The organism is Paenibacillus sp. JNUCC32, from assembly GCF_014863545.1.
GTDB lineage: Bacteria > Bacillota > Bacilli > Paenibacillales > Paenibacillaceae > Paenibacillus_AQ > Paenibacillus_AQ lautus_A.
Genome location: NZ_CP062260.1, coordinates 3,836,656 through 3,861,250 on the forward strand (window position 1 = coordinate 3,836,656; position 24,595 = coordinate 3,861,250).

Consider the following 24,595-nt stretch of genomic DNA (forward strand, 5'->3'; position numbering starts at 1 on the left):
TAGCTTCAACACATCATATTTCCATCCAAGAATATTTATCTGCTGTCAGGGACGTACCCCATATGGCTCAGGAATCGCTGAAATGCCTGCTGCCCTTCCGCCGTCTGTTTGTATACCCCGGCATGCTCCAAAATCGTCGTGAATTTGCTGCCGACCTCCCGGCGTACCAGCTGGGTGGCCCCGGCTTTATCGGATGCGGCTATGCCCCGGCCCCGCAGCTCCTCGATCCAGTCGCCGTGGACGGCGAGCGGATGGTCAGCGGCCTGGCTGTCCGCATACAGTGCCTCGTTCCCCGCCAGAATCTCGGCGATCTGATCCAGCTCTTCCTTGAGCCTGCCCGGCAGGATCGCCAGCCCCATCACTTCGATCAAGCCGATGTTTTCCTTCTTGATGTGGAACATCTCCCGATGAGGATGAAAGATCCCTTCCGGATGCTGCTCGTTGGTGCGATTGTTCCGCAGAACCAGATCCATCTCATAGATGCCCTCGTCATTACGGCGGGCAATCGGAGTCACCGTATTATGGCGGACCCGTTCGCCGTCCGCTTCGCTGAAGGCCTCAATGTCTGCCGAAGGGTCGCTGTAGGTTTTCCAGCCCTCGTAAATGCCGTTCGCGCATTCAAGCAGCGAATCCCGATCGCTTGAGGATAGGCGGATCACCGACATCGGCCATTTCACGATGGCAACGGATACCCCCGGATAATCCCCGTGCGTAAACCCGGCCACCTTCGGCGCTTTCTGGATCGGGAAGGTATGCCGCCCCCCCTGGAAATGATCATGTGTGAGAATGGAGCCCCCGACAATCGGAAGATCCGCGTTCGATCCGAGAAAATAATGCGGATAAGCATCAACAAAACTCAAGAGGCGGGCAAGCGTCGCCTTGGTCAGCTTCATCGGCACGTGATCGTGGTGGAACACGATGCAGTGCTCGTTATAGTAAACATACGGCGAGTATTGGAAGAACCATGGTTCACCGTTCAACTCCAGCGGGATAATGCGCAGGTTTTGCCGCGCCGGGTGATTGACCCTGCCTGCATAACCCACGTTCTCCCGGCAGAGCTGGCATTTCGGATAGACCGGCGGAGGCAGCAGTTTGGCCATGGCGATTTCCTTCGGACTCTTCTCCGGCTTGGATAAATTGATGGTAATCTCAATATCGCCGTACGCGCTGGCATGCCGCCAGTATTCGTTTTTGGCTACGCGATCCATCCGAATGTAGTTGGAGTCGATGCACAGGCTGTAAAATTGCCGGGTAGCCTCGACGATCCCCTGCTCCTGCTCTACCGCCCGGAACCGAGCGGTTACTTCCGAAGGTCTTGCCATGAGGCGGCCCATGATTTTGGCGTCCAGCAAATCCCGGTACGTATCGGTATTTTCCGGGATCATGCCATGCGCCGCACCGTAATCGATCAGGATGTCGAGCATAGCCTGGGGGCCATCCGGCATCGGGTCGTTCACTTCGTCGCCGTACGGCTCGCTGAACCCGAAATCCTCCAGCAGCAGGTTGCGGCTGTAATCCGCATCCGCTGCCTGGATCAGGCCTTTATGAAGCGCGAATCGCACCAGCATTTCAATGGCATGCAGAACCTGCTTGGATTCGGGAGTACTTGATGTTGCAGCATTCATGTTCATCGTCCCCCTTGGATTAATTGTCGCCGTAACCGTCCGGACGACTGCTGTGCCACTTCCATGCGCTCTCGATAATTTCCTCCAGCGTCGTTCTGGACGGCGTCCATCCGAGAACCGTGCGCGCTTTGTCCGAAGACGCCACCAATACCGCAGGGTCACCCGCACGGCGGGCTTCCATGACAACCGGAATGTCGGCACCCGTCACCCGCTTCGATGTCTCGATCACTTCCTTGACCGAGAACCCGAGCCCGTTGCCGAGATTGAACACATTGCTGGACTCGCCGCGACGAAGGTATTCAACCGCGCGCAGATGCGCATTCGCCAGATCGCTGACGTGAATGTAATCGCGGACGCACGTGCCATCGGGAGTTGCGTAATCGTCGCCAAACACCGAGATGCTGGCGCGCTGCTTCAAAGCGGTTTGCAGAACGAGCGGAATCAAGTGGCTCTCCGGCCGGTGATCCTCGCCGATCTTGCCGCTGGCATGCGAGCCGGCCGCGTTGAAGTAACGAAGGGAGACATACTTCACCCCGAGCACGGTATCGAACCAGGACATCATCCGTTCCATCATCAGCTTGGTTTCCCCGTACACGTTCGTCGGCTGGGTCCGGTCCGTTTCCTCGATCGGCACCTTCTCGGGCTCACCGTAGGTCGCGGCCGTTGAAGAGAAGACGATCTTTCGAACGCCCGCCTCATTCATGGCTTCCAGCAGGCACAGCGTGCCGTACACGTTGTTATCGTAATATTTCACCGGATCCTTCATGCTCTCGCCGACCAGAGAATTCGCGGCAAAATGGATAACGGCATCAATATCGTTGTCCGAGAACAGCTGCTTCAGCAGCGCCTTGTCGCGCAGATCGCCGACATACAGCTTTCCGCCCAGCAGCGCTTCGCGATGACCCGTCTCCAGGCTGTCGATGACTACAACGTCTTCCCCTTGCTCCAGCAGCTCCGCCACGGTATGTGAACCGATATAACCTGCTCCGCCGGTCACTAAAATAGCCATATTATTCGCCCTCCTTTACTTCATGCACGCCTTGACCTACGCCGCATACGTAGAAGTCCGCCTTCAGTCCCGTTCTGGCCTCATATTGCTGTCCCACTTCCGCGATGAAACGTTCCACCGCGTCCTCGTGCACGAGGGATACCGTGCAGCCGCCAAAGCCGGCTCCCGTCATTCTGGAACCGAGCGTACCCGGAATCCGCTGGGCTTCTTCCACCAGAGCATCCAACTCGTCGCCCGTGACTTCGTACAGATAACGCAAAGAGTCATGGGACTGATTCATGTACTGTCCGAAAACTTCCAGATTCCCCTCTTTCAGAGCCTTCACGGAATCAAGCACGCGCTGGTTCTCCTCGACGACATGCTGGGCACGTCTTCTGACGGTCTCATCCTGGATGCTGTCCCGCAAGGTCGCGAATTGATCCGGATTCAGCTGGGCGAGATACGATAACGCCGGGAGCTCCTTTTGCAAAATTTCCAAAGCGCGGTCGCATTCGCTGCGGCGTTCATTATATTTGGAATCGACGAGTCCGCGCCGTTTGTTGGTATTCGAAATCACGATTTTGTATGCTCCGGTCCGGAAAGGCACCAGCTCATACTCCAGCGTATCGCACATTAACAGAATGGCATGATCCTGCTTGCCGTTGGCTACGGCGAATTGATCCATGATGCCGGAGTTGACGCCGACGAACAGGTTTTCCACCCGCTGCGAAAGCTTTGCGATCTCCACCGTATCCGTCTCCTTGCCCTCCATCTTCAAGAAGGCGTAAGCCGTGACCACTTCGATGGACGCTGAGGACGAGAGGCCTGCCCCGTTCGGGATATCCCCGTGGTACAGCAGGTCATAGCCGCTGCTGAGCCCGCAGCCGATTTTATTCAGCTCGGTAATGACGCCGACCGGGTAATCCGTCCATTGATCGATTTTGTAGCCATAATCCTCGTCCAGACTGATCGTTAATTCATAGGGGATATTGGTGGATGAAAAGCTCACCTTGTTATCGTCACGCGGTCGGATAATCAAGGTTGTGCCAAACTCCAGGGCTGCCGGAAGCACATAGCCCCCGTTGTAATCCAGATGCTCCCCGATCAGGTTCACGCGCCCTGGCGCATTAAATATGCGAACCTTATGCTGGCTCTCACCGTGCTTGTCCATAAATCTTTCCATAAGCTGTTGCGTCGTCACTGCCTATCACTCCATCCTGTACATATGGTAGTTTTACTGTCTTCAGTATAATGGAAATCTCGTTTACCGATAATGAAATCTTGTGTGATACATATGGATTTATGTGACTTATGGAGGTACAATAAATTTATGATCACGAAATCCCTATAGTTCCTCTTTTTCCCAAACTCATTGTAAAGGAAAATGAATGATGAAACCAACCTATTCTGTTGCTTCCAATCCAGCACAGCAAGGCGGCGGCTGGCTCCACGTGCGATTCGCCGGCGAGAGCCAGACCCTTCCGGAGCATGCGTTGGGGCCCAAAATATTCGATCATTACCTCTTGCACATCATCGAATCGGGCCATGGCGTATTTCGGACCGAAACCGACAGATACCAGCTCGGGCCCGGCGATTGCTTCCTGATTCATCCCGGCCAGATTGTCAGCTATGTATCCGATGCGAGCCAGCCGTGGCGTTACCGCTGGGTCGCCTTTGACGGAGAACACGCCGATGAAGAGATATCCCGTTTGGGGCTCACGCCCGAAAAGCCTGTCCTCCACCTTGTAGAGAACAACCCCATTCCCGGCTATGTATCCCTCATCCAGGGCCATTTTCAATCAAGGGAAGAAAGCTCTCACATGGCCGCCATCGGTTACCTGCATTTAATCTGGGCCGAGATCATGAATCAGAGCGACCGGCCGTCCCGATTGACGCTGTCAGAACCCCAGGTTCAGCGCACGGTGAAGCAGATGATCAGTTACATGGCTTCCCAATACGCTCATCCCGTCTCGATCGAACAGATGTGTACGAGCCTAGGCTACAACCGCGCATACCTGTCACGGATCTTCAAGCAGGAAACGGGCATGACTCCGATCACGTATCTGCTTAAATTAAGAATCGACCAATCCAAACGGCTGCTGCGCGAACGTCCCGATTTGTCCATCGAGCAGGTTTCCGCATCGGTCGGACTGACCGATCCGCTCTATTTCTCGCGCCAATTCAAGCGGCTCGTCGGCCGATCCCCGTCGCGGTACCGCAAGGACATCATCTCTTCATCCGCGCTTACTTAAAGAGTGCGCCCAAGCCATCCCTTAGCAAAAAAAGGAGCGTCCTTCAGGCGGTTATCATCCTAAAGGCGCTCCTTGTCATGTATCTATTTCAATCCCGCCATGTTTTCGCCAGCATCTATCCTTCCGAAGAAGATGCATTCTCCGTTTTGAGAATCGCTTCTATGCGATCCAGCTCTTCCTTCGAGAACTCCAGATTGTTCAAGGCAGCCACGTTGTCTTCAATCTGGCTTACTTTGCTAGCTCCGATCAGGGCAGACGTCACCCGGCCGCCGCGCAGAACCCAGGCGAGCGCGAATTGAGCCAGACTCTGGTTCCGGGCTTGGGCGATTTGGTTCAAGGCTCTGATCTTGCGCAGCACCTCAGGCGTGATATTGCTTTCGTTCAGGAACACGGATGCGCTTGCGGCACGGGAATCGACTGGCACGCCGTTCAAATATTTGTTCGTCAAGAGCCCTTGAGCAAGCGGCGTGAATGCGATGCTTCCGACCCCGTTCTCTTCCAGGACGTCAAGCAATCCGTTCTCCACCCAACGGTCCAGCATGGAGTAACTCGGTTGATGGATGAGCAGCGGGGTACCCAGGTTTTTCAGGATCGATATCGCTTCCCGGGTCTTCTCCGGCGAATAGTTGGAGACTCCGACATACAGCGCCTTGCCGGAACGAACGAGATGATCCAGCGCTGCCATGGTTTCCTCGAGCGGCGTTTCCGGATCCATCCGATGATGATAGAAAATATCCACATAGTCCAGGCCCATTCGCTTCAAGCTCTGGTCGAGGCTTGATACCAGATATTTACGCGATCCGAAATCGCCGTAAGGACCGGGCCACATATAATAGCCGGCTTTGGACGAAACGACGATTTCGTCACGATATGCCTTAAGGTCTCTGGAAAGCACTTTACCGAAAGTCTCCTCGGCAGAGCCTGCAGGAGGTCCGTAATTGTTCGCCAGATCGAAGTGGGTGATGCCCAGATCGAAGGAGCGCGTAATCATGTTCCGCCCGTTCTCGTACGTGTCGACGCCACCGAAATTATGCCATAATCCAAGGGAGATCGCGGGAAGTTTAAGCCCGGACCGCCCCACGCGGTTATACTTCATTCCTTCATAGCGGTCTTCGCTAGCCACATAGGTCACTTGCAATCCCTGCCTCTCTAAGTGAATAGGTCCATTGCTAAATTCCATCTTATCGCGTTTGGTCTTCCTTTGACAAGAAAACGATTACAGGGATAGGTACGGCAATACGCCGCCTTTTGTCCCCTCACGTGCTGATCAGTTTATCCACCTGCGTCATGACTTGACCGATCCGATCCGCAATCAGGAGGCCTGCCCGATGATCGTATGGGGTTGGATCTGCATTCAGCAAAGCTACCTTGCTTCCATGAAAATAGGAGATCAAACTAGCGGCGGGGTGTACCGTCAGGGAAGTCCCCCCAATAATCAACAAGTCGGCCGTCGATATTTCCTGGATCGAGCGCATGATGACGTTCTGGTCCAATTCCTCTTCATACAGCACGACGTCCGGCCGAACCAGCCCCCCGCAATCCTTGCAGCGCGGGACGATTTCCTTAATGTCCAGAATCTCCTGAAGGCTGTAGAATCGGGAGCAATCCATGCAATAATTGCGGTGCACGGAACCGTGAAGCTCCAGCACCTCGGAACATCCCGCCGACTGATGCAGGCCATCGATATTCTGCGTGATGACCGCCTTTAGCTTCCCGTCATGCTCGAGTCTCGACAATAGGCGGTGACAGCCGTTCGGCTGCGCAAGCGGGTGCAGCATCTTGCTCCGGTAAAAGTCGTAAAACACTTCCGGATGCTGCATAAAAAAAGTATGGCTGAGCATGACCTCCGGCGGATACGGAGACTGGTGCTCGCTCTGGTACAGTCCGGCTGCCGAACGGAAGTCTGGTATTCCGCTCTCGGTGGAGGTACCCGCTCCCCCGAAAAAAACAATGTAGTCGCTCGCTTCGATCCATGTTGCCAACTGCTCGATCTTTTCCCTGTTCTCCACTCTTATACACCTCCGTACAGCCCTTAAAATAACACGTCTACCTGTGCACGTCTAATTCATTATAATCGGATATGACAACATCGGCATCTGTCAGATGCGCCGGCTCCCCTTCATCCGTCATTAAACCTACGGCCAGCGCAGCGCCTGCTTGCTTCGCCATCTGCATATCCGCGTTGCTGTCGCCGATGACGACCGCTTCCTCCGGTTTGATCCCGAGCCGGCGGCAGGCCGCCTCGGTCATTTCGGGGTGCGGCTTGCCATTTCGAACCTGATCTCTTCCCATAATGACCGTAAAGTACGAGCGAAGCCCCATCCATTCCAACTGCTCCACGGCGCCTGAGGTTTGATCCGAAGTCACCACTGCCATCTTCACGGAGGCCAAGCTGCATTTTTCCAGAAAATGTTCCAGTCCGGGCATCGGGAATGCCGGCTTTCGCTGACGGACTTCGTACATGGCATTTTTCGTAATCTGATGGACCTGCACAATCGCCTCGTTCCATGGCATCCCGGCTGCGTACAATTGCCAGGCCAGAAGCCCGTTCGTCTCCTCCACGGTGCCCATGGCGAGCGGACCCCGCAGATCATACCCCGATACGCGTCCGCCGGCATCGTGCTTGGTCCCCAGCACCTTCTCTTTCGGCAGCGTAAAGCCGGATCCCATCAGCTCCAGCCGTTCCTCCATGAACTCGAGCACATAATCGGCCCATCCTCCCCACAGCGCCATGAAATGAAGCAGCGTACCGTCTTTATCAAACAAGATCCCTTGGCAGGGAACGGTTCGTCCTTTCAGTTGAACAAACGGCAATGGTTCAAAACCTCCCTATCCTATTCTTGATCATACTCTTATTAAACCATGAAATAAACTCTGATTTAAGCGTTATTGGCGCATGGGATCAAGAAATCGCTCCGACTTGAAAATTTACCAATCTTTAGTCGAATGTTTTGATTCATGACAAATGGACCGTGGTAAGTAACATATACGCATAGCAAATACGACGGTAAAGGAGTGATTTGTTCATGGCCACCAGCAGCAATCGAAAGATGACCCGCGAAGAAGCCGGACGTCTTGGCGGCGAAGCCACCGCCAAAAAACACAGCCGCGAATTCTATCAGGAAATCGGCAAAAAAGGCGGCAAAGCGACGTCCAAAAACCATAGCCGCGAGTTTTACCAGGAAATCGGTCAAAAGGGCGGCGAAGCCACCTCGCGGAATCATAATCGCGAATTCTATCAGGAAATTGGCCGCAAAGGCGGCAAGAAATAGCATATCTTTTCAGTAGGAAGCCTGTTCCCGACCAAGGGGGACAGGCTTTTTCTTGGCCTTCACGACAGGCTTCCTTCCATCGCTTCCTATTAATATCATGTAGAAAAACCTACCTTTTTGTGATAGACTCATTTAAAACCTATTCGCTGTTTACAGGTACCCGGCTGCTTTGCCGGAAGACCGCGCTAAAGCGTAACAATTTTAAAATAGATCTGGGGGGAAATCGACATCATGACAACCAAAAAAATGCGTTCAGACATGATCAAGAAAGGCTTTGACCGCGCGCCGCACCGCAGCTTGCTGCGTGCAGCAGGCGTTAAGGAAGAGGATTTCGGCAAACCGTTCATCGCCGTGTGCAACTCTTACATCGATATCGTTCCGGGTCACGTGCATCTTCAGGAATTCGGCAAGATCGTGAAGGATGCGATCCGTGAAGCCGGCGGCGTTCCGTTCGAGTTCAACACCATCGGCGTGGATGACGGAATTGCCATGGGACATATCGGCATGCGCTACTCGCTGCCAAGCCGCGAGATCATTGCGGATTCCCTGGAAACCGTTGTATCCGCCCACTGGTTCGACGGTATGGTGTGTATCCCGAACTGCGACAAAATTACGCCCGGCATGCTGATGGGCGCCCTGCGCGTTAACATCCCGACGGTGTTTGTCAGCGGCGGACCGATGAAGGCCGGCGTGGACAGCAAAGGCCGCAAATTGTCACTGACTTCCGTATTCGAAGGCGTCGGCGCTCACCAGGTCGGCAAAATCAATGACGATGAGCTCCTGGAATTGGAACAATACGGATGTCCAACCTGCGGATCCTGCTCCGGCATGTTCACCGCCAACTCCATGAACTGCCTCGCCGAAGCGCTGGGTCTGGCTCTGCCGGGCAACGGCACCATTCTTGCCATCGCCGAAGAGCGCAGAGAGTTTGTTAAACAATCGGCCAAACAATTGATGGAACTTGTCAAAATGGACCTGAAGCCGCGTGACATCGTAACCCTGGAAGCTATCGACAATGCGTTTGCGCTCGATATGGCGATGGGCGGCTCCACCAACACGGTGCTTCATACATTGGCGCTTGCCCAAGAAGCCGGCCTTGAATACCCGCTGGAGCGGATCAACGAAGTCGCTGACCGCGTTCCTCACATCTCCAAGCTGGCTCCGGCTTCGGATTACTTCATCGAGGATGTGCATTTGGCAGGCGGAGTAAGCGCGGTTCTGCACGAGCTTCTGAAGAAGCCGGGCGCATTGCACGGGGATTGCATTACCGTAACCGGCAAAACGCTGGCCGAGAACGTAGAGGGCTGCGAAATCCAGGATGAGAACGTCATCCATCCGATCGATTCCCCGTATTCCGAGCGCGGCGGACTCGCGGTACTGTACGGCAATCTGGCTCCTGAAGGCTCCATCATCAAAGTCGGTGCGGTCGATCCGTCGGTTGGCGGATACCATAAAGGACCTGCCATCTGCTTTGACTCCCAGGACGAGGCGCTAAGCGGCATTGCCAACGGCAAGGTCAAGGAAGGCCATGTGGTTGTCATTCGATATGAAGGGCCGAAGGGCGGACCGGGCATGCCGGAAATGCTGGCGCCGACCTCGCAGATTGCAGGCATGGGGCTTGGAGCCAAAGTCGGTCTGATCACGGACGGACGCTTCTCCGGCGCTTCCCGCGGCATCAGCATCGGACACATCTCGCCGGAAGCGGCTGAAGGCGGACCTATCGCTTTCGTTGAAGACGGGGATATCATCGAGCTGGACCTGAATAAACGGACGATTCAATTGCTGGACGTTTCCGAAGAGGAAATGGCTGTACGCCGCAGCAAATGGGTTGAGTTCGAACCGAAAGTGAAAACCGGTTACCTTGCCCGCTACTCGAAGCTTGTGACCAACGCCAGCTCTGGCGGCGTATTGAAAATCTAATCCTTAATAAAGCAAAGGGGTTATCCCGCGCAGGCATTTGCAGCAGCCTGCGGGGATAACCCCTTGTTTATAACCAAAACCATCTAAGAGATAATCCATGCATAATAGCGGAAACAATCGATTCGATGAACTACATGCCTTGCGAGACACTGGCAACCGCCAGATCACCCGCATGCTCCTGTTGAACTTCCTGCTGTTCCTCCGATGGAGGCAAAACCTGCGTTTTCTTCTCCGCATAACGTCCGATCAGAACATCCACCGGCATGATGAGCATTTTCGGCTCCATCATCTGGGTGCCCTCCTTCAGGCGGGCCTGCCCTTTCGGGTGAATGACGCTGAGCAGCAGTTTCAGATACAGTCTGGACGAGCTTGCGAACAGCCCCCGAGGCAAATCCATCACATGGAATCCGAATTGCTCGGGGCCCCGCGAAATCATGGTTACGGCATACAAACCTTTGATATCCTTAAACTCGGGCCGGTCCAGCACCATGTTCGCCAGAGAAGGCAAATCCTTCTGCACGGCACGAATCATTTTGATGGCAAGCTGCACTTCCGAGCGGGAGCGGCTGCCGATCTCGAACAATTTTTTGTTGTCAAAGTGGAGCTCGAGCACCTGGTCTCCCTTCTCAAGCCGGCTGCCGTCTTCCATCACGGCCGTTTTGCCGGTGAAGGCACGCTTTCGGAAATGCAGCATCGGATCCTCCGGATTAACCGTTTCGAGCGCGAACACCGCATGAAATGCTTTTTCCCACAAGAGCCACAATGAGACGATCAACCGCTTGAGAGGAGACAGCTTCTTGGCTTTCGCTTTGCTTTCCTTAGCCATCATGTCGTCGATTCGGATGCTTCTCATTCCTTTCTGCTCTGCGACTTTCAGTACGCGTTCCAAGGCAATCAGCATTTGCTCCGGCGCATCGGGGTTCGCTCCCATCGTCGTACCGCAGTCATGGAGGAGCATAACCTCGCCGCCGTTCAGCTTGGCCAGCATACGCTGAGTCAGCTTGTCAGCGCCGATCTTGCTTCGCCAATCATTAAACATCGAGGACCATAAGATGATGCGGCAGCCGGTATTCTTGGCAAAATCGAATAGATTCACGATTCCCCAAGGCGGTCTGTAATATCTCGAGCGCTCGCCGGTTATGGCGTAGATGATATCGTCCGTGCGCTTGACTTGCTTGCGGACGGTCACGGGTCGCATTAACCAATTGCTCTTGTGAACATAGTTGTGAATCCCGATCAGATGACCCTCGCTATGAATGCGTTTGACGACCTCCGGATGCTTCTCGGCATGGGAACCGACCAGAAAAAAAGTCGCTTTCATATTATACCGCTTCAATAGATCCAGCAGTCTTGGCGTATAGAACGGATCAGGACCATCATCAAAGGTTAAGGCAAAGTCTTCCAAGCCTGTTCCCCTGCGAAATACTCGAAAACCGAATATCCGGGTCAGGATGCCGGGAATGAATGCATAAAAAGATGAAAGGTAAAACAACCATAGCAGTAACGTTTGCATGCTAACTCCCCGCTTTTTATTTCTTTTTCTAATGAAAGACACTATTATTATTTTATCATAGCACTTAAAGAAATAGGCTTTTTTTTCGCAAATCGTGTACAATGATATCTATCAATAAAGTATAAAGGAGCCGATATCCCACTATGCTTCCCTTGTATAAAAAATATTGGAGAACCGCCTTCGATATAGGTTTAATCGTGCTTACGGTTTACTTGATCATGCTCATATTCAGCAAGCTTTACCAGATTGCGGCTCCGGTGTTTTTATCTTTCCTCGTTTTCCTGATTATTGAGCCTTTCTCCAAATTCCTGCACCGCAGGGGGCTTCCGAAGCCCTTCGCCGCGGCGATATCCGTTCTGCTCTTCCTGCTCGTCATCCTTGGCATCCTGTTTGGAGCCGGAGCGCTCATCGTATCGCAATTCATGAACCTGCAGGACAATTTGCCATCTTACACCCAAACGATCCAGAAGCATTTCTCGGAAACCCTGATGTTCCTGCAGACGAAGCTCGACGCGCTGCCGCCGGATCTGACGGACCGCCTGAACGGTTACTTCCAAGACATTACCACCTTTGCCCAGGGCGCTGCCGAGTCGTTCTTCCGTTACATCGTTGGATTCATGGGGTCGTTCTCCTCGTTCATCGCGAATTTCGGGGTTGCGATTATCCTCGCTTTCTTCCTGAGCACGGAAATTGGCAGCTGGCGGAGAATCGCCAAGGACAAGACGCCGAAGACGCTTAAGACGGCTTTCGTTTTCCTGAAGGACAATGTATTCAAGGCAATCGGCTCTTATATTAAAGCCCAGATGAAGCTGGTCAGCATCACCTTTGTCATTGTATACATAGGACTCTTGATATTAGGTACGGGCAATTCCCTGTCCGTCGCGCTTATCTGCGCCGTATTCGATGTATTGCCGCTGCTTGGGGTTCCCGTTATTCTTATTCCGTGGATCACCTATTTGTTCATTGTAGGCAACACCGGGCTTGCAATCGGCTTGATCGTTCTGCTTGCCGTTGTGGTCATTTCCAGACAGCTGCTTGAGCCTAAAATTACGGGAAACTCGATCGGCGTATCCTCCGCCTTTCTGATGCTGTCCTTTATGATGATCTCCCTGTCGATATTTGGGGTTGCCGGTTTGATTCTGGCTCCCATCCTGCTGATTCTCATCAAGGAATTGCTTGCGCAGGGATATCTGAAGCAGTGGATCCATCTGCCGAGCGAAGAATTCGATGTGTCCCCTTGGGATATGTCCCGCTCTTACGCGGAGCCGGAGCCCGCTTCGACCGAGGCCAAGAAATCGGAGACCTGACCGAATATTTCGGTTGCCTGATTGCTGCTGTTCGTGCTCCGATTCTCCACCAATACTGCCACCGCATAACGTGGCTTCTCCACCGGGCCGTACCCGACAAACCACTGGTTGTTTCGGGCGCGGCCCTTTACTTTGACCTGAGCGGTTCCCGATTTGCCTGCAAGGGTCCATTTGCGATGATTCAAAGCGCTTCCTGTTCCCTCTTGAACGACATCCTCCATCCATTCGAGCAGGATCGAAGAGGTTTCCCGGGAAATACCGTTTCCTGCTGGGCGTTCGTACAGCGGATTCGTATCCTGAAGCAACTGGCCGTTCGCGTACCGAATCTGCTTCACAATACGCGGCTTGGTCTTCACCCCGCCATGAAGCAGCGTCACCATCGCATTAGCGGCTTGGAGCGGAGATACGGCAGCGTCTCTTTGGCCTATGCCTGTCTGCACTCTTACGCCTGCATCGGAGGCATCCGCGGAGCCGGAAAAGACCGTCCCCTTCTCTTCATGATCCAACGGTGCAAATGAGCGAAGCCCTAAAAACTGCTGTGATTGCCAGCCTACGCTTTGACCAAAGCCCAGCGCGGATGCCGCTGAGATTATTTGCTGTGGGGTTAATCTTTCCGCAAGCGTGGCAAATACGACGTTGCAGGATTCCGCAAAGCCCTCGCGCAGATCAATCGTTCCATGCCCGCCCTTTTTCCAGCAGGACAATCCGAACTTGCCGTATTCCCCATCGCAATGAAAATGTTCGTTTGGCGAGCTGAGACCATTCTCCAAAATGGCCGCTGCCGTGACAAGCTTGAACACGGAGCCTGGCGTGGCCGCTTTCAATCCGCGATTCTCCCACTGACCGTCTTTCGGATGTATCTGCTCCGGATTGTAAAACGGTCTGGATACCATCGCCACGATATCGGCATTGCGTGCATCCAGCACGACAACCGCCCCTTCTTTCATGCCCGCTTTTTCCGTGATGGCCTCGATCCCCCGCTGAATGTCGATATCGATCGTTGTGGATACCCGTAACGGATAGTACCGATTGTCCGGCGCCTTCACCATCGGCTTCATATCCTGAATCACTTCATTCGTGCTGTTTACCGGAAAATAGACGACCGTAGGTCCTTCACCCCGGATCAGCGAATCCATCGTCTTCTCCAGGCCGCTGGTTCCCGAAATCTCCGGATAATCCTGAAAGAACAGGCTTTCCTTACGCTGGCCGGATACAAAACCAAGCCACTGCATGCCCGATTGTCGATTACCGTACCGCTGCTCATAAGGAAGAACCTTGAGTTTGGGGAGCTCAAGCTCGCGAATCTGCTCGATCTGCTCCTTGGACAAGGAACGCGGAATGCGGGAATCCGCTCCATGCCACAGCTGCGGCTCCTTTAGCTTGCCCCAGATTTGCAGCAACTGATTCGTGTCCGTTCCCAGGATGCGGGCCAGCTTGGCAACCTGATGATGGGCGTTCCTCAGTTCCTTCTCGCCGGCCGGAAACAATACGGCTGTCCAGATCAAATTGCCTGTGAGCGGTTTTCCGTTGCGATCCGTAAAATGTCCGCGGCCCGAATCCAGCACAATGCCCCGTTCCCGCTGGATAAGCGATGCCTCCACCATTGTATGCCGGCTTCCGGGGACCCGTTGATGCTTCATCACGAGCTGCACCCAGGCAAGGCGCATCGTCAAAATAGCAATCAGTACCGTCAAAATCAGCCATCCGTATGTAATTCGTTTATTGCGGATTAGCCTCATGGTTCCGTCCTCCAATTGAGTCTTTGTTTCCTCATTATTTCCATATGGAACCTGACTCAATCATGTTCGCTTCTCTCTGCACCATCATCCGGTTTCTCCCGCTGCTTCCAGGGCGGATCCCCGTATTTGTGCAGATACCGGTTCGTTTGGAATAAGGTCAACGGTACGATGATGAGCAGCAGTATACCAATCACGACAAGCGGATTTAACAAAATATCGTAGCGAAGATCCATGAATTCCATCAACCTGCCTTCCTTCCTTATTCCGTCCCGGTAATGGTTCCAATGGTTCGGACTCTTGCGTCTGCGTGCACATGGATCTTGCATTGCGAAAAAATGTTTTGACCTCGGTCCCAGTCGTCCTTGTAACGGTTCCAAGTTTCGTACTCCTGCTCTTGGCATTTCTTCCAGAAGCCCAAAAAGTCCGATTTATAATCGTTCTGGGCCTTTTGAATGACATCCATTGCGATTTCCTTGATCCGTTCCTCCGCCTTGCGTTTGATCTCCCCGTTTAGTTCGCGAACGATTTCGCTCTCTTCCAGCTCAGCTTCCCCAATATTGCCTCTAACCGAAATTTCAACGTCAAACTCGGGAAGTCCGCGATCGTCCAGATGGACTCGAATGATCCGGTTGAATTCCCTGACTTCATAAACGAGCTGTTTGCCGTGAACGACCAGTTCCAGGGATGCGGTTTTTACCGTTCCCTGCATCATGTTCCGGCCCGTGGTTTCATCGTTGTCCAGGAATCCCATGAACCTGTAGTTCTCGCCGTTAAACACAGCCGCGCCGCTGGTGGATACTCTGTCGTCTTGCGTGATCGATACCCGGGGCAGCGCATAACTCGACTTGGACAACAGGAAATGATGCAGTTCCCCCATATTCGTTGGAGGCGTGATGGATTCGCTTTTGTCCTTATTTTCTTGCGTCGAACGAATGTACTGCACGGGCAAGGTTTCGATCTTTGAATGGATCTCCAGGATCTTGCTTGCCTCTCCCTCAGCGACCATAATATTGGAAGCTCGCCGGTTCTCCGGATCCCGGACAAACAAATCCAGTACATCGCCTATGTGCTCCGTTCCGGCCAGCGCTTCGGAGATAATGATCACTTGATTATGGGCCAGGTAAGGAGAGCGGCTGATCTCATTCGACATCTTCCGTGCGGCTTTGAATACACTGCTCGCGGTCGAGGACAGATTGATAAAAGGGCTCCCCCCCTCACTCTTTTGGCCGCTGGAGCCTTTCATCTGCGTAGGCACGACAATTTGAAACGTAAGCTTAATTTCTCCTTCCTCTGCCGCGTCAAGAGCCGTGCCGACTACAAATCCGCGCTCCTCGATTTCGATGCGGTCCCAGCAGCCGGCTGTCGGCCATAAAAGCATAAGCGCCAGGAACATCCGGAGTTTTCTAGCCATCCCCCTTCACCCCCCGAACTTTAGCGATCAAGAGCAGCAGTGCCGGAAGCACCCATGCGAATCCGACCCCCATATAACTGATCCATTCGGCAAATACGTTGAGTTCTCGGAGCGAGCTCGGCAATAAACCGAGAATGAACAGTACCGGTCCAAGAACAAGGATCATCATAAATCTTCGATGTTTAGGGAATACGGATTCCAGCGCCAATAAAGCCACGTCAAACGCCATCGCATTCGTGCTGAACAACGTCATCAACCAGATGACAAAAAAGAAAAATTCAAACCGTTCGAATATTCCTCCCGGAACTTCAACCTCTTTGGCCAATTCGGCTAACGGATACAGCGTATTGGAAACCACCATCGGTCCAAAAACGCCAATGACAAACACAAAAACAACAAAGTATATGCAGATCGGTATCAGCAGCCCGCGTAAGAGAGAGCCTGGAAGCTTGCTTTTCCTAGCGACATAGATGTTGTAGAACAGCATGATCTCCAGTCCGAGGTAGGAGAATACCGTATCCTTCGAAGAGGCAACGATTCTTCTCCAATCGGTTTTAAACACAGGCAGCAGAAAGTGCATGTTTAAGCTTCCAAGATTCAAGAGGACGATCAGCAGCAAAATCGTGACAACGATGGGAAAGAAAATCAGGTTCAAGCGCACCAAAGCGATGCTTGGACCGGCAACGGCATAGATTAATACCAGCAAGTAAACCAGCCCGATGATTTCCTCCGGCGTGTTATCGAATAAATACAGCCTCGTTATCGTAGAAACGCCGCGCACTTGATAACTGACAAATAACAAAAAGTAGAGACTCATTAACAGCGTCAACACATGGGCTGCTTTTCGGCTCAAAATCATCGAGGCCATTGCATGATAGTTTTTACCGGGAAACCTCGAAGCCAATACGCCGATGGCCCAAGCAAATACAAATGCGATCATGCCGCCCAGAATGATCGGCATCCAGCCATCCGAGAACTGGGTCTTCTTCGCAATCGTATGAGGGAGCGTGAGGATTCCGAGTCCAATCATCATATTGCTGACAGAGTAGACAATCTCTTTTCTGCCGATTGTTTGACTGCTTCGTTGGTTAAGGTTCAATACGAATCACCGCTTTTTTGCCCGATGGATATCCTGGGGCTTCATAAATAAAGGTCTGAGCGTAAGCCAAGTCACCGGCACGCGGATAAACATATCCTTCCAATCGTGCTGAACAGAGGGGGCAATGGGACTCAGATACGGGATTCCGAAACTATGCAGCCTCATCAAGTGGATACAGATCATGATAAAGGTCAGCACGATCCCATACAGTCCCAAAAAGCTTGCAGCAATCATGATCGCAAAGCGCAGCATTCGAAAAGAAATGCCTGCGCTGTAAGACGGAATGGCAAAGGAGGATATTGCTGTCAGTGCCACGATGATGACCATAATCGGGCTCACGATCCCCGCCTGAACCGCAGCCTCCCCGATCACAAGTCCTCCGACAATACCGATCGTTTGACCTATCGGTTTCGGCAGGCGAATTCCCGCTTCGCGCAGCAATTCCAGTGTAACTTCCATCAGTAAGGCTTCGATCACTGCAGGAAAGGGCACCCCTTCCCGTGAAGCAGCAATCGAGAATACGAGCTTAAACGGGATCATGCCGGGATGGAAAGACAGGATGGCAATATACAGCGCGGGAAGAAACAAGGTAATTCCGATGGCCACAAGACGCAGCAAACGTATCAGCGAACCAATGCTCCATCGTTCGTAATAATCCTCCGGGGAATGTAACAGGGAAATGAAAGTAAACGGAAGCAGAAGCACAAAAGGGGTACCGTCCAGCAAAATCGCTACTTTTCCCTGCAGCAGGGCGGAAGTGACTTTATCCGGTCGCTCGGTATTGAGGATCTGGGGAAACGGCGATAAAAAGCTGTCCTCGATCCATTGCTCCACCGTCCCGGATTCAGGGGCATAGTCGAGATCCAGCGACTTCAGCCGGCGGTTGACTTCTTCGATCAGCTCCGGATTCGTCAATCCTTTAATATAGACGACCGCAAGCGACTGGTTCGATCGCCTGCCGATGATATGGGGGTCGATCGTCAGATTGGGCTCGCGAATATGTCTTCGCAGCAGGGAGATGTTAGTGTAGATGCTTTCCGTAAATCCTACTCTCGGGCCGCGCACCAGCGCTTCGGTTTGAGGTTCCTCAATGCTCCGTCCCGGCCATTTGCGGGTTTTGATCAGCAGGACCTCATCCGTACCCTCCAGCATAAGAATCGTATCGCCCGAAAGAATGACCGGAATGACTTCATCCCAGCGTCTCGTTCGGTTGGTGATCTGCAGGGATATCATCCGATTCTCGATTTCATGGAGAACATGCCGCACATCCTTCATGGATGACGCGTATTGCTCCGGGTTATGCTGAATCGGCTGGATAATCTGCTCCTTAATCAACAACTGATCGGATAATCCTTCCAAGCTGACAATGGCCGAGGTATATGAAACACCCCCAACCTGAAGCACTTTGGTGGTGAGGTCGCTGGGGTCATTGAGCAACAGACTTAATGTTTCCAGGTTTTCCTTTAGGTGCGTTGACAGGAATTCAGGCGTTTGGCCAGGCTGCTTCGTCTTCATGTGACCTCGACTCCTTCAACCATATTCTCCGTTATGATACCCTCTGAAATCCATTTTTATCCGTAACAGAAAAAAGGCTGCTCCTACCGCTTAACGGATGGAACAGCCTATGAAACAACTTTCTATAATCTAAAACGAGACAAGGTCTCTTTCAGCTCATTCGATACATTCTCAAGCTGTGTTGACAGATTGACCAGCTGACTGCTGACGCTTTGCTGCTCTGTGGAGAGAGAAGCCACCTCTTCCGAAGTTGCGGAGGATTCTTCGGCTACCGCGCTCACATTGCTCATCGCTTCCGAAAGCACATTTTGAGATTCATTCAACTCATCAATCGAATGCGTGACGGAATCCAAGCGATCGATAAATTCTACCATCTGCTGTTGAACGGATACGAAGATATCGTTCGTTTCCTTAACGGCATCCATCTGACCTTTGAAGAGCGGGTTCGCATCGAGCAGTACCTGCACGGTTTCGTTCATCTCGGCCATGATGCGGTCCGTAATTTGGCTGACCATATCGATGGATTGCCTGGATTGGTCTGCCAACTGGCGGATTTCATCGGCCACGACCATGAAGCCTTTACCGGCTGCTCCGGCACGGGCCGCTTCGATCGTTGCATTCAAGGAGAGGATGTTCGTTTGCTTAGTGATGTTCTGAAGCACATCAAGCACTTTGGCAACCGAAGATGTCGTTTCCTTCAAGCCATCAACCTTATGCATCATCGAGCGGGTCATATCCTCGGTCTGATGGGTCTTATCCAGCAAGTCGCTCAAATGCTTCGTTCCCAGCTCACTGGAGCTTTCTACGTGACGGGCCGATTTGCCCATCTCTTCGTTAGCCGTAACAACGATTTGCATCTGCTTCGAGATGTTGTTGGTCAGATCGCTGCCACGCTCTGCTTCAACTGCCAGACTGCTGGCTCCGTTCGCAATTTCCTCGGTAGCCACGGCAATTTCTTTGGCCGAAATCGCAGTCTTCTTCGAGGCATCGCTTAATTCTGCAGCCGTTCGAAGCACTTCCTGGGCGGTATTGCTCGTTTGCTGCACGAGTCCGGTAATCTGCTCCATCATATCGTTGAAGCTGGCCGAGAGCTGACCGATTTCGTCCTGGCTCTTATGGTCTGTACGAACATTCAAATTCCCTTTAGCGCCTTCCTTCATCAGCAGGTTCAGCTTGCCTATCGGACGGGCAATCATTCTTACCATCCAAATACCGATCAGAATGGCAAAAATAACGTCGATCGCAGCCACGATCAGCGTGATGACCAGTATGCTGGAGGCATCCTTCGTGAGCTCGCTGGTTTGGACAGAGCCTACGAGCTTCCAATCGTTCGTGCTCAGCGTATTGTAAACCGCCAGTACATTTCTTCCTTCCTCATCCTTCGTTCTTACGTCATCCGTTTTGGTGTCGGCCGGAAACTCTTTCGCAAACGTCCAAGCGGTTTCCGAACCCACGATGGAGGAATCGCTGGAGGAAACAACGATGCCTTCCGGACTGATCAATTGCAGTTGACCGTTCTCGCCAAGGTTAATTCCCTTCAGCTGGGCATCCAGCACCGAGGCGTTCAGTTCAAACATGACGACATACGTAGACGTCAGGTCGTTCATGGAACCCAAGGAGCGGGCAATCGTGAAATACGGAGCACCGCTGTTCTGCATCGTTGGCAGCCACATAATCTTCTTGTCGCCTTCCTTCAGTTCGGCATACCAGCTTTGCTCAAGGACGGTTTTGGAGGATTCCGAGGATTGTCCTGCGGATATGATCTTCTCTCCCTTGGAAGGGATCAAATAAATGGCTCTGATGGCCGAGTCCGACGTAATCTGATTGGATAGTTTATCGCGGATGGTCCGCTCTACCGTAAACGCATCGTACTCGCTTAACTTCTTATCCGTGTACTCGGACAACAATTTCTGCAATTCAATGTCATAGAAGATTTGTCTGCCGGCATTCTCGTACTTATCCAGAATGATGTCGATTTTCTCGGAGGTTTGGATAATCGTCTGCTGATTGCCGTTTGCAGCATTCTTCTCAATCGTGTCCTTTGCCTTGTTGTAAGACAGATACCCCAGGACGATCACAAAAAATACAATGGCTGACAAAAAGATCAGGAACAACCGGATTCCGACGGATTTTGCCGGGTTCATCGGCATCCGGCTTATGGCCGTTCCCATGTTGGAAACGAACGACTTGGCAGTATGTATCCCTGATGATGCCGAAGGCGTTTTCTTTTTCTCTTTGTTTCCCCCGGGCTTCTTGTCCTTTTTCGGTTTCTTATCATGCTGCTCAACTTCTGACATTAGCTGTTCACCTACCACAATCATATTATTAATACGTCGGTCCAATCCCCTGAAACGTATTCGTTACTCTTTATTTCGACAATTGGGGGTGTTTTCCTTTGGGTTTTCGCAAAAAAATAATTCTTAAATCCTAATTTTTTTGTAAACAAAAAGAATCCAAGGTCCATCCACAGACCCGGATTCTCAATTGTGTAGTTCTTAAGAACTATGTTTTATTATCCTTTGCGTTTTCGCATCATATCAAAATGACGCACCGGCTGATCCACCTTCATGCGAATGAGCTGAAGGGGATGGCGAGCTGCATCCAGTTCGCTTCCATCCTCATCCTGGATAGGCCCAACCGTCTGCTTAAAGAAGGTCCCTTCCGGCCCGAAAAATTCGATTTGATCCCCCGGCTTAAAGTGGTTCCGCTGCTGGATGACGGCCGTTCCCGAGTGTTCGTCATATTCCATCACCAATCCGGCGAAATCATAAGGCACCGCCTTCTCTTCCGGTTCATAAATATGATCCTCATGGTCCGGCGTATCATAGAAAAATCCAGTATTCAGCGGTCGGTTGGCCGCTTTATTAATCTCCTCGATCCATTCCGGCTTCAATACATAATGGTCAGGGTCGGCCATGTAAGAATCAATCGCCTGTCTATACACATTGACCACGGTCGCAACGTAATGGATCGATTTCATCCGTCCCTCAATCTTGAAGCTGTCGATTCCGACCTCGATCAGATCCGGAATATGCTCCAACATGCAGAGATCCTTCGACCCCATCGTAAACTGATTATCTTCCGGCTGGAACAGCGGGATCTGGGTAACGCCCGGTTTGAACGGGGATGGAGCAGGGGCAGGCTGTTCCATCAGCTGCTGCTCTTCCGACACCCAATGTCCCTGCTCTTCTCGTCCATCCTCGAACAAATCATATTTCCAACGGCAGGATTGGCAGCATCCCCCCCGGTTGGAATCACGGTCCGTAAAATGGTTGGACAATACGCAGCGACCGGAGAACGAGGAGCACATTGCTCCATGGATAAAGGCTTCGATCTCAATGTCAACATGCTCTTTAATCGATGCGATTTCCTCCAGGCTTGCCTCCCGTCCCAGTACGACCCGCGGCAATCCTTCGTCCTTCCAGAATTTCACGGCCTGCCAATTGAGCGTGGACTGCTGCGTGCTCAGATGCACTTCAAGTTTAGGCGCAGCGCGCTTGGCAACCTCGATAATCGCCGGATCGGCAGCGATGATCGCTGCAATGCCTGCTTCTTCCAGGCTTCGCAGGTAGGATTCGATGCCTTCGATGTCCTCGTTATGCGCATAAATGTTGGTGGCCACAAACACCTTCGCGCCGTATTTCTTCGCGAATTCCACGCCTTCTTTCATTTCTTCGAAGCTGAAGTTGTCCGCATTCGAACGAAGGCCGTATTTCTGTCCTCCGATATATACCGCATCGGCGCCATAATGCACCGCAAATTTCAGTTTTTCCAAATTACCGGCCGGGGCGAGCAATTCCGGCTTGTCCAGGCGATAGCGTTTGCCTTTGTATTTTGGCTGTGCCATTGCTTCCATGCTGTCCACTCCTTAATAAACTTGTTCCTTGTAGAAAAATCCAAACGACAATTCGCGTTCCGGATCCTGAATCGCGCGGATTCCGTCCATCCACTCTTCCTGAAATGCATAAGCTGAAGCGTCTGCAGCATAGAGATCGACCGCGTTACGATACGTTCGAATTACAACCTCATTGTAATGGCGCGGCTTCAGCAGGGTCTCCACCTTAAAGCTGTCCACGCCTGCTGCCATCAGCAGATGCAGATCCTCCAGAATGCAGATATCCTCCGAACTCATGATATGGGTGCCATTGATATCCTCATAGATCGGATATTTCTCGTCCTGGCGTTCGGCCTCGATGAGAAACAGGCCTCGCTCTTTGCCCAGGCTGCCGTCATTGACCGGTCTGCCCTGCTGCTGCATGTAACTGTTCACCAGGCGCCGCTTGGAGTGATAGATGTTGGTCATGCCGTGGACCTGGACCTGCGCTTCCAGCTGAAGCTGCGGCTTCATGTCCGTGACTTCGTCCATATTCAATTCACGCGCCAGAATAACCCGGGAGGCGCCTTTGCTTCCCCAGTAATTGGCCGTTGAATAGTTGGTGGCGGTCATTTCCGCATTCCAGTGGAGCTTTACCTGCGGAGCCAAGTCTTTTACGGTGGTTAGCACCGAGGGATCGTTGAATTCCACCGCATCCACTCCGATGTCTCCGATCGCTTTAACATAAGCGGGAAGCTCCGGCAGCAAATCATTGGTCATTAAGTTGTTCAAGCTTACGTACACTTTGCTTCCATGCCCGTGAGCAAGCTGCACGACTTGCGCAATTTCGTCCAGGGTCAAACTGCCGGGCAATCTCATGCCGAAGCGGTCTTCGCCGACAAGCAGCGCATCGGCTCCGGCTTCCAAGTAAGCAGCAGCATCGGCCACGGAGCCGGCTGCCGCCAATAATTCAGGTTTGATACTCATGATGATTTCCTCCCTATTAGAGGTTGTTCAACAAGCCTCTTTCATGCCGTAGGGTTGAGGCGTCGCCTGCCTGCCGCAATCGGACTTGCTGAACACGTCATATTATTGTTGTGCCATCTTTTTGCTGGCCTCGATGTTTTTTAAATGCTCTTTGTACGTTTTGGCAAAGAGATGCTCTTGCGTACCGTCCTTCTTCGTCACATAGAACAAATAATCGGATTTCTCCGGGTTCAGGGCTGCCTGAATGGATTCCAGGCTCGGGCTCGAGATAGGCCCCGGCGGAAGTCCCTTTTGACGATAAGTGTTGTACGGGCTCTCGACCTCCAGGTCGGCGTAAAGCAGCCGCTCCTTCGGCTTATCTAACAGATATTGAACGGTCGCATCGATTTCAAGCCTCATATCCTCTTCCAGCCGGTTATAAATCACGCCGGCTACCAGGGCGCGCTCCTGGTCCGCAACCACTTCCCGCTCCACCAGCGAAGCGATGGTCATGAGCTCATGGAACGTCACGCCTCGCGCCTCCAGTTGGCTCTCCCAATCCGGAATTTCAGCCAAACGCTTCTCGGTTTCCTTCAGCATGGTCTCTGCGATCCCTTTTGCCGTTAGATCCTTCTTCGGCAGTTCATAGGTCGCCGGGAATAAGTAGCCCTCCAGATGATGCCTCAGATTTGCTTCTGCGGGAATCTCTTCCGCTATAGGCACATTCCAGCCGGATGGCTGATCCACAACCTCCAGGAACTCCTTCTCGTCGATGCCGCTCTCGCGAGCGATGGTTTCCGCCATCTGAAGGATCGTATATCCTTCGGGGATCGTGAAACGGACCATTTCCTCAGGCTTCACTTCGCCGTTGTTCATCTTGGATAACAGCTCCTGGAAGGGAGTGCCCGGCGTTGCTTCATAGGTGCCCGCCATGAGACGGCTGCCTTCGCCGCTAAGCTTCAGATAACCTTTAAGTATGAGAGCATTTTTGATCAGTCCCTTTTCCTCAAGCAGATCGGCGATAGAGGATGTGCTCATGCCGGACTCCACGGTGAATTCGACGGGAGTTTCCGAGCTCTGAACGGGTTGCAAACCATTCCATACGTAGAATACGGCCCCGCCTGCAATGAGGATCAGAACCAATGCTGCTATTGCCAGTTTCTTCAATCTACTC

At 52.5% G+C, this 24,595-nt stretch carries 19 protein-coding genes and 1 pseudogene; 4 read left to right on the top strand and 16 right to left on the bottom strand.

The features are described from left to right. Nucleotides 1–35 precede the first annotated feature (35 nt). The 3 genes from JNUCC32_RS17265 to JNUCC32_RS17275 are packed head-to-tail and all read right to left on the bottom strand — an operon-like array spanning nt 36 to nt 3,814. Nucleotides 36–1,625 carry a UDP-glucose--hexose-1-phosphate uridylyltransferase gene (locus JNUCC32_RS17265; RefSeq protein ID WP_192569290.1) on the bottom strand — a complete coding sequence of 530 codons (1,590 nt, stop codon included), beginning with the start codon at nt 1,623–1,625 and terminating at the stop codon, nt 36–38. A 19-nt stretch (nt 1,626–1,644) separates the two neighbouring features. After that, entirely contained in the window at nt 1,645–2,634 is a 990-nt protein-coding gene (gene galE, locus JNUCC32_RS17270) for a UDP-glucose 4-epimerase GalE (protein WP_015734078.1), read from the bottom strand. A 1-nt stretch (nt 2,635) separates the two neighbouring features. Further along, nucleotides 2,636–3,814 carry a galactokinase gene (locus JNUCC32_RS17275; RefSeq protein WP_015734077.1) on the bottom strand — a complete coding sequence of 393 codons (1,179 nt, stop codon included), beginning with the start codon at nt 3,812–3,814 and terminating at the stop codon, nt 2,636–2,638. 187 nt (nt 3,815–4,001) lie between these two features. Here JNUCC32_RS17275 and JNUCC32_RS17280 point away from each other — a divergent pair, with 187 nt between their 5' ends. Next, entirely contained in the window at nt 4,002–4,865 is an 864-nt protein-coding gene (locus JNUCC32_RS17280; protein WP_015734076.1) for an AraC family transcriptional regulator, read from the top strand. Nucleotides 4,866–4,980: 115 nt separating this feature from the next. On the opposite strand, the gene mgrA is transcribed toward JNUCC32_RS17280, so the two are convergent. From mgrA to JNUCC32_RS17295, 3 genes are all read right to left on the bottom strand, one after another. Then, nucleotides 4,981–5,997 carry an L-glyceraldehyde 3-phosphate reductase gene (gene mgrA, locus JNUCC32_RS17285; RefSeq protein ID WP_192572689.1) on the bottom strand — a complete coding sequence of 339 codons (1,017 nt, stop codon included), beginning with the start codon at nt 5,995–5,997 and terminating at the stop codon, nt 4,981–4,983. Nucleotides 5,998–6,121: 124 nt separating this feature from the next. Then, nucleotides 6,122–6,874 carry an NAD-dependent protein deacylase gene (locus JNUCC32_RS17290; protein ID WP_096772956.1) on the bottom strand — a complete coding sequence of 251 codons (753 nt, stop codon included), beginning with the start codon at nt 6,872–6,874 and terminating at the stop codon, nt 6,122–6,124. Nucleotides 6,875–6,911: 37 nt separating this feature from the next. Next, nucleotides 6,912–7,679 (bottom strand): HAD family hydrolase, encoded by a 768-nt coding sequence (locus JNUCC32_RS17295; protein ID WP_015734073.1) that lies wholly within the window; start codon nt 7,677–7,679, stop codon nt 6,912–6,914. A 212-nt stretch (nt 7,680–7,891) separates the two neighbouring features. Here JNUCC32_RS17295 and JNUCC32_RS17300 point away from each other — a divergent pair. Continuing rightward, a pseudogene (locus JNUCC32_RS17300) lies at nt 7,892–8,131 on the top strand (KGG domain-containing protein); the annotation flags it as partial. Nucleotides 8,132–8,368: 237 nt separating this feature from the next. Then, nucleotides 8,369–10,057, top strand: coding sequence for a dihydroxy-acid dehydratase (gene ilvD, locus JNUCC32_RS17305; protein ID WP_192569291.1), 1,689 nt, complete (start codon nt 8,369–8,371; stop codon nt 10,055–10,057). 130 nt (nt 10,058–10,187) lie between these two features. Here ilvD and JNUCC32_RS17310 read toward each other — a convergent pair whose 3' ends face one another. Beyond that, the gene (locus JNUCC32_RS17310) at nt 10,188–11,570 is read right to left on the bottom strand and encodes a polysaccharide deacetylase family protein (protein WP_192569292.1); all 1,383 of its coding nucleotides are present in this window, start codon (nt 11,568–11,570) and stop codon (nt 10,188–10,190) included. Between the two features lie 143 nt (nt 11,571–11,713). On the opposite strand from JNUCC32_RS17310, the gene ytvI reads away from it, so the two are divergent. Continuing rightward, the gene (gene ytvI, locus JNUCC32_RS17315) at nt 11,714–12,877 is read left to right on the top strand and encodes a sporulation integral membrane protein YtvI (protein WP_192569293.1); all 1,164 of its coding nucleotides are present in this window, start codon (nt 11,714–11,716) and stop codon (nt 12,875–12,877) included. On the opposite strand, the gene JNUCC32_RS17320 is transcribed toward ytvI, so the two are convergent. The 9 genes from JNUCC32_RS17320 to mltG form a co-directional block, all read right to left on the bottom strand. Further along, nucleotides 12,826–14,616, bottom strand: a complete 1,791-nt coding sequence (locus JNUCC32_RS17320) for a peptidoglycan D,D-transpeptidase FtsI family protein (protein WP_192569294.1) — start codon at nt 14,614–14,616, stop codon at nt 12,826–12,828. The two genes, ytvI and JNUCC32_RS17320, sit on opposite strands and share 52 nt — an antisense overlap. A 56-nt stretch (nt 14,617–14,672) precedes the next feature. Beyond that, the gene (locus JNUCC32_RS17325) at nt 14,673–14,858 is read right to left on the bottom strand and encodes a hypothetical protein (protein ID WP_192569295.1); all 186 of its coding nucleotides are present in this window, start codon (nt 14,856–14,858) and stop codon (nt 14,673–14,675) included. Between the two features lie 17 nt (nt 14,859–14,875). After that, nucleotides 14,876–16,027: a Ger(x)C family spore germination protein gene (locus JNUCC32_RS17330; RefSeq protein ID WP_192569296.1), complete on the bottom strand. Its 1,152-nt coding sequence runs from the start codon at nt 16,025–16,027 to the stop codon at nt 14,876–14,878. Continuing rightward, the gene (locus JNUCC32_RS17335; RefSeq protein WP_192569297.1) at nt 16,020–17,126 is read right to left on the bottom strand and encodes a GerAB/ArcD/ProY family transporter; all 1,107 of its coding nucleotides are present in this window, start codon (nt 17,124–17,126) and stop codon (nt 16,020–16,022) included. Before JNUCC32_RS17335 ends, JNUCC32_RS17330 begins: the two co-directional genes overlap by 8 nt. Nucleotides 17,127–17,132: 6 nt before the next feature. After that, nucleotides 17,133–18,641, bottom strand: a complete 1,509-nt coding sequence (locus tag JNUCC32_RS17340) for a spore germination protein (RefSeq protein WP_192569298.1) — start codon at nt 18,639–18,641, stop codon at nt 17,133–17,135. 122 nt (nt 18,642–18,763) lie between these two features. Then, nucleotides 18,764–20,938: a methyl-accepting chemotaxis protein gene (locus JNUCC32_RS17345; protein ID WP_009592774.1), complete on the bottom strand. Its 2,175-nt coding sequence runs from the start codon at nt 20,936–20,938 to the stop codon at nt 18,764–18,766. 215 nt (nt 20,939–21,153) lie between these two features. Then, the gene (locus JNUCC32_RS17350; RefSeq protein ID WP_192569299.1) at nt 21,154–22,497 is read right to left on the bottom strand and encodes a peptidase U32 family protein; all 1,344 of its coding nucleotides are present in this window, start codon (nt 22,495–22,497) and stop codon (nt 21,154–21,156) included. Between the two features lie 12 nt (nt 22,498–22,509). Continuing rightward, entirely contained in the window at nt 22,510–23,442 is a 933-nt protein-coding gene (locus tag JNUCC32_RS17355; protein WP_192569300.1) for a peptidase U32 family protein, read from the bottom strand. Between the two features lie 102 nt (nt 23,443–23,544). Then, on the bottom strand, nt 23,545–24,588 hold the full coding sequence (mltG, locus tag JNUCC32_RS17360; protein ID WP_192572690.1) for an endolytic transglycosylase MltG: 1,044 nt from the start codon (nt 24,586–24,588) through the stop codon (nt 23,545–23,547). Nucleotides 24,589–24,595: the final 7 nt, after the last annotated feature.

What these genes read in the sequence shown, in the direction of transcription:
- ilvD (WP_192569291.1), top strand. Translation starts at nt 8,369, where the DNA reads ATGACAACCAAAAAAATGCGTTCAGACATGATCAAGAAAGGCTTTGAC.
- JNUCC32_RS17345 (WP_009592774.1), bottom strand. Translation starts at nt 20,938, where the DNA reads ATGTCAGAAGTTGAGCAGCATGATAAGAAACCGAAAAAGGACAAGAAG.
- JNUCC32_RS17340 (WP_192569298.1), bottom strand. Translation starts at nt 18,641, where the DNA reads ATGAAGACGAAGCAGCCTGGCCAAACGCCTGAATTCCTGTCAACGCAC.
- JNUCC32_RS17355 (WP_192569300.1), bottom strand. Translation starts at nt 23,442, where the DNA reads ATGAGTATCAAACCTGAATTATTGGCGGCAGCCGGCTCCGTGGCCGAT.
- ytvI (WP_192569293.1), top strand. Translation starts at nt 11,714, where the DNA reads ATGCTTCCCTTGTATAAAAAATATTGGAGAACCGCCTTCGATATAGGT.
- JNUCC32_RS17310 (WP_192569292.1), bottom strand. Translation starts at nt 11,570, where the DNA reads ATGCAAACGTTACTGCTATGGTTGTTTTACCTTTCATCTTTTTATGCA.
- JNUCC32_RS17280 (WP_015734076.1), top strand. Translation starts at nt 4,002, where the DNA reads ATGATGAAACCAACCTATTCTGTTGCTTCCAATCCAGCACAGCAAGGC.
- JNUCC32_RS17265 (WP_192569290.1), bottom strand. Translation starts at nt 1,625, where the DNA reads ATGAATGCTGCAACATCAAGTACTCCCGAATCCAAGCAGGTTCTGCAT.
- JNUCC32_RS17320 (WP_192569294.1), bottom strand. Translation starts at nt 14,616, where the DNA reads ATGAGGCTAATCCGCAATAAACGAATTACATACGGATGGCTGATTTTG.
- JNUCC32_RS17350 (WP_192569299.1), bottom strand. Translation starts at nt 22,497, where the DNA reads ATGGAAGCAATGGCACAGCCAAAATACAAAGGCAAACGCTATCGCCTG.
- JNUCC32_RS17330 (WP_192569296.1), bottom strand. Translation starts at nt 16,027, where the DNA reads ATGGCTAGAAAACTCCGGATGTTCCTGGCGCTTATGCTTTTATGGCCG.
- galE (WP_015734078.1), bottom strand. Translation starts at nt 2,634, where the DNA reads ATGGCTATTTTAGTGACCGGCGGAGCAGGTTATATCGGTTCACATACC.
- JNUCC32_RS17325 (WP_192569295.1), bottom strand. Translation starts at nt 14,858, where the DNA reads ATGGAATTCATGGATCTTCGCTACGATATTTTGTTAAATCCGCTTGTC.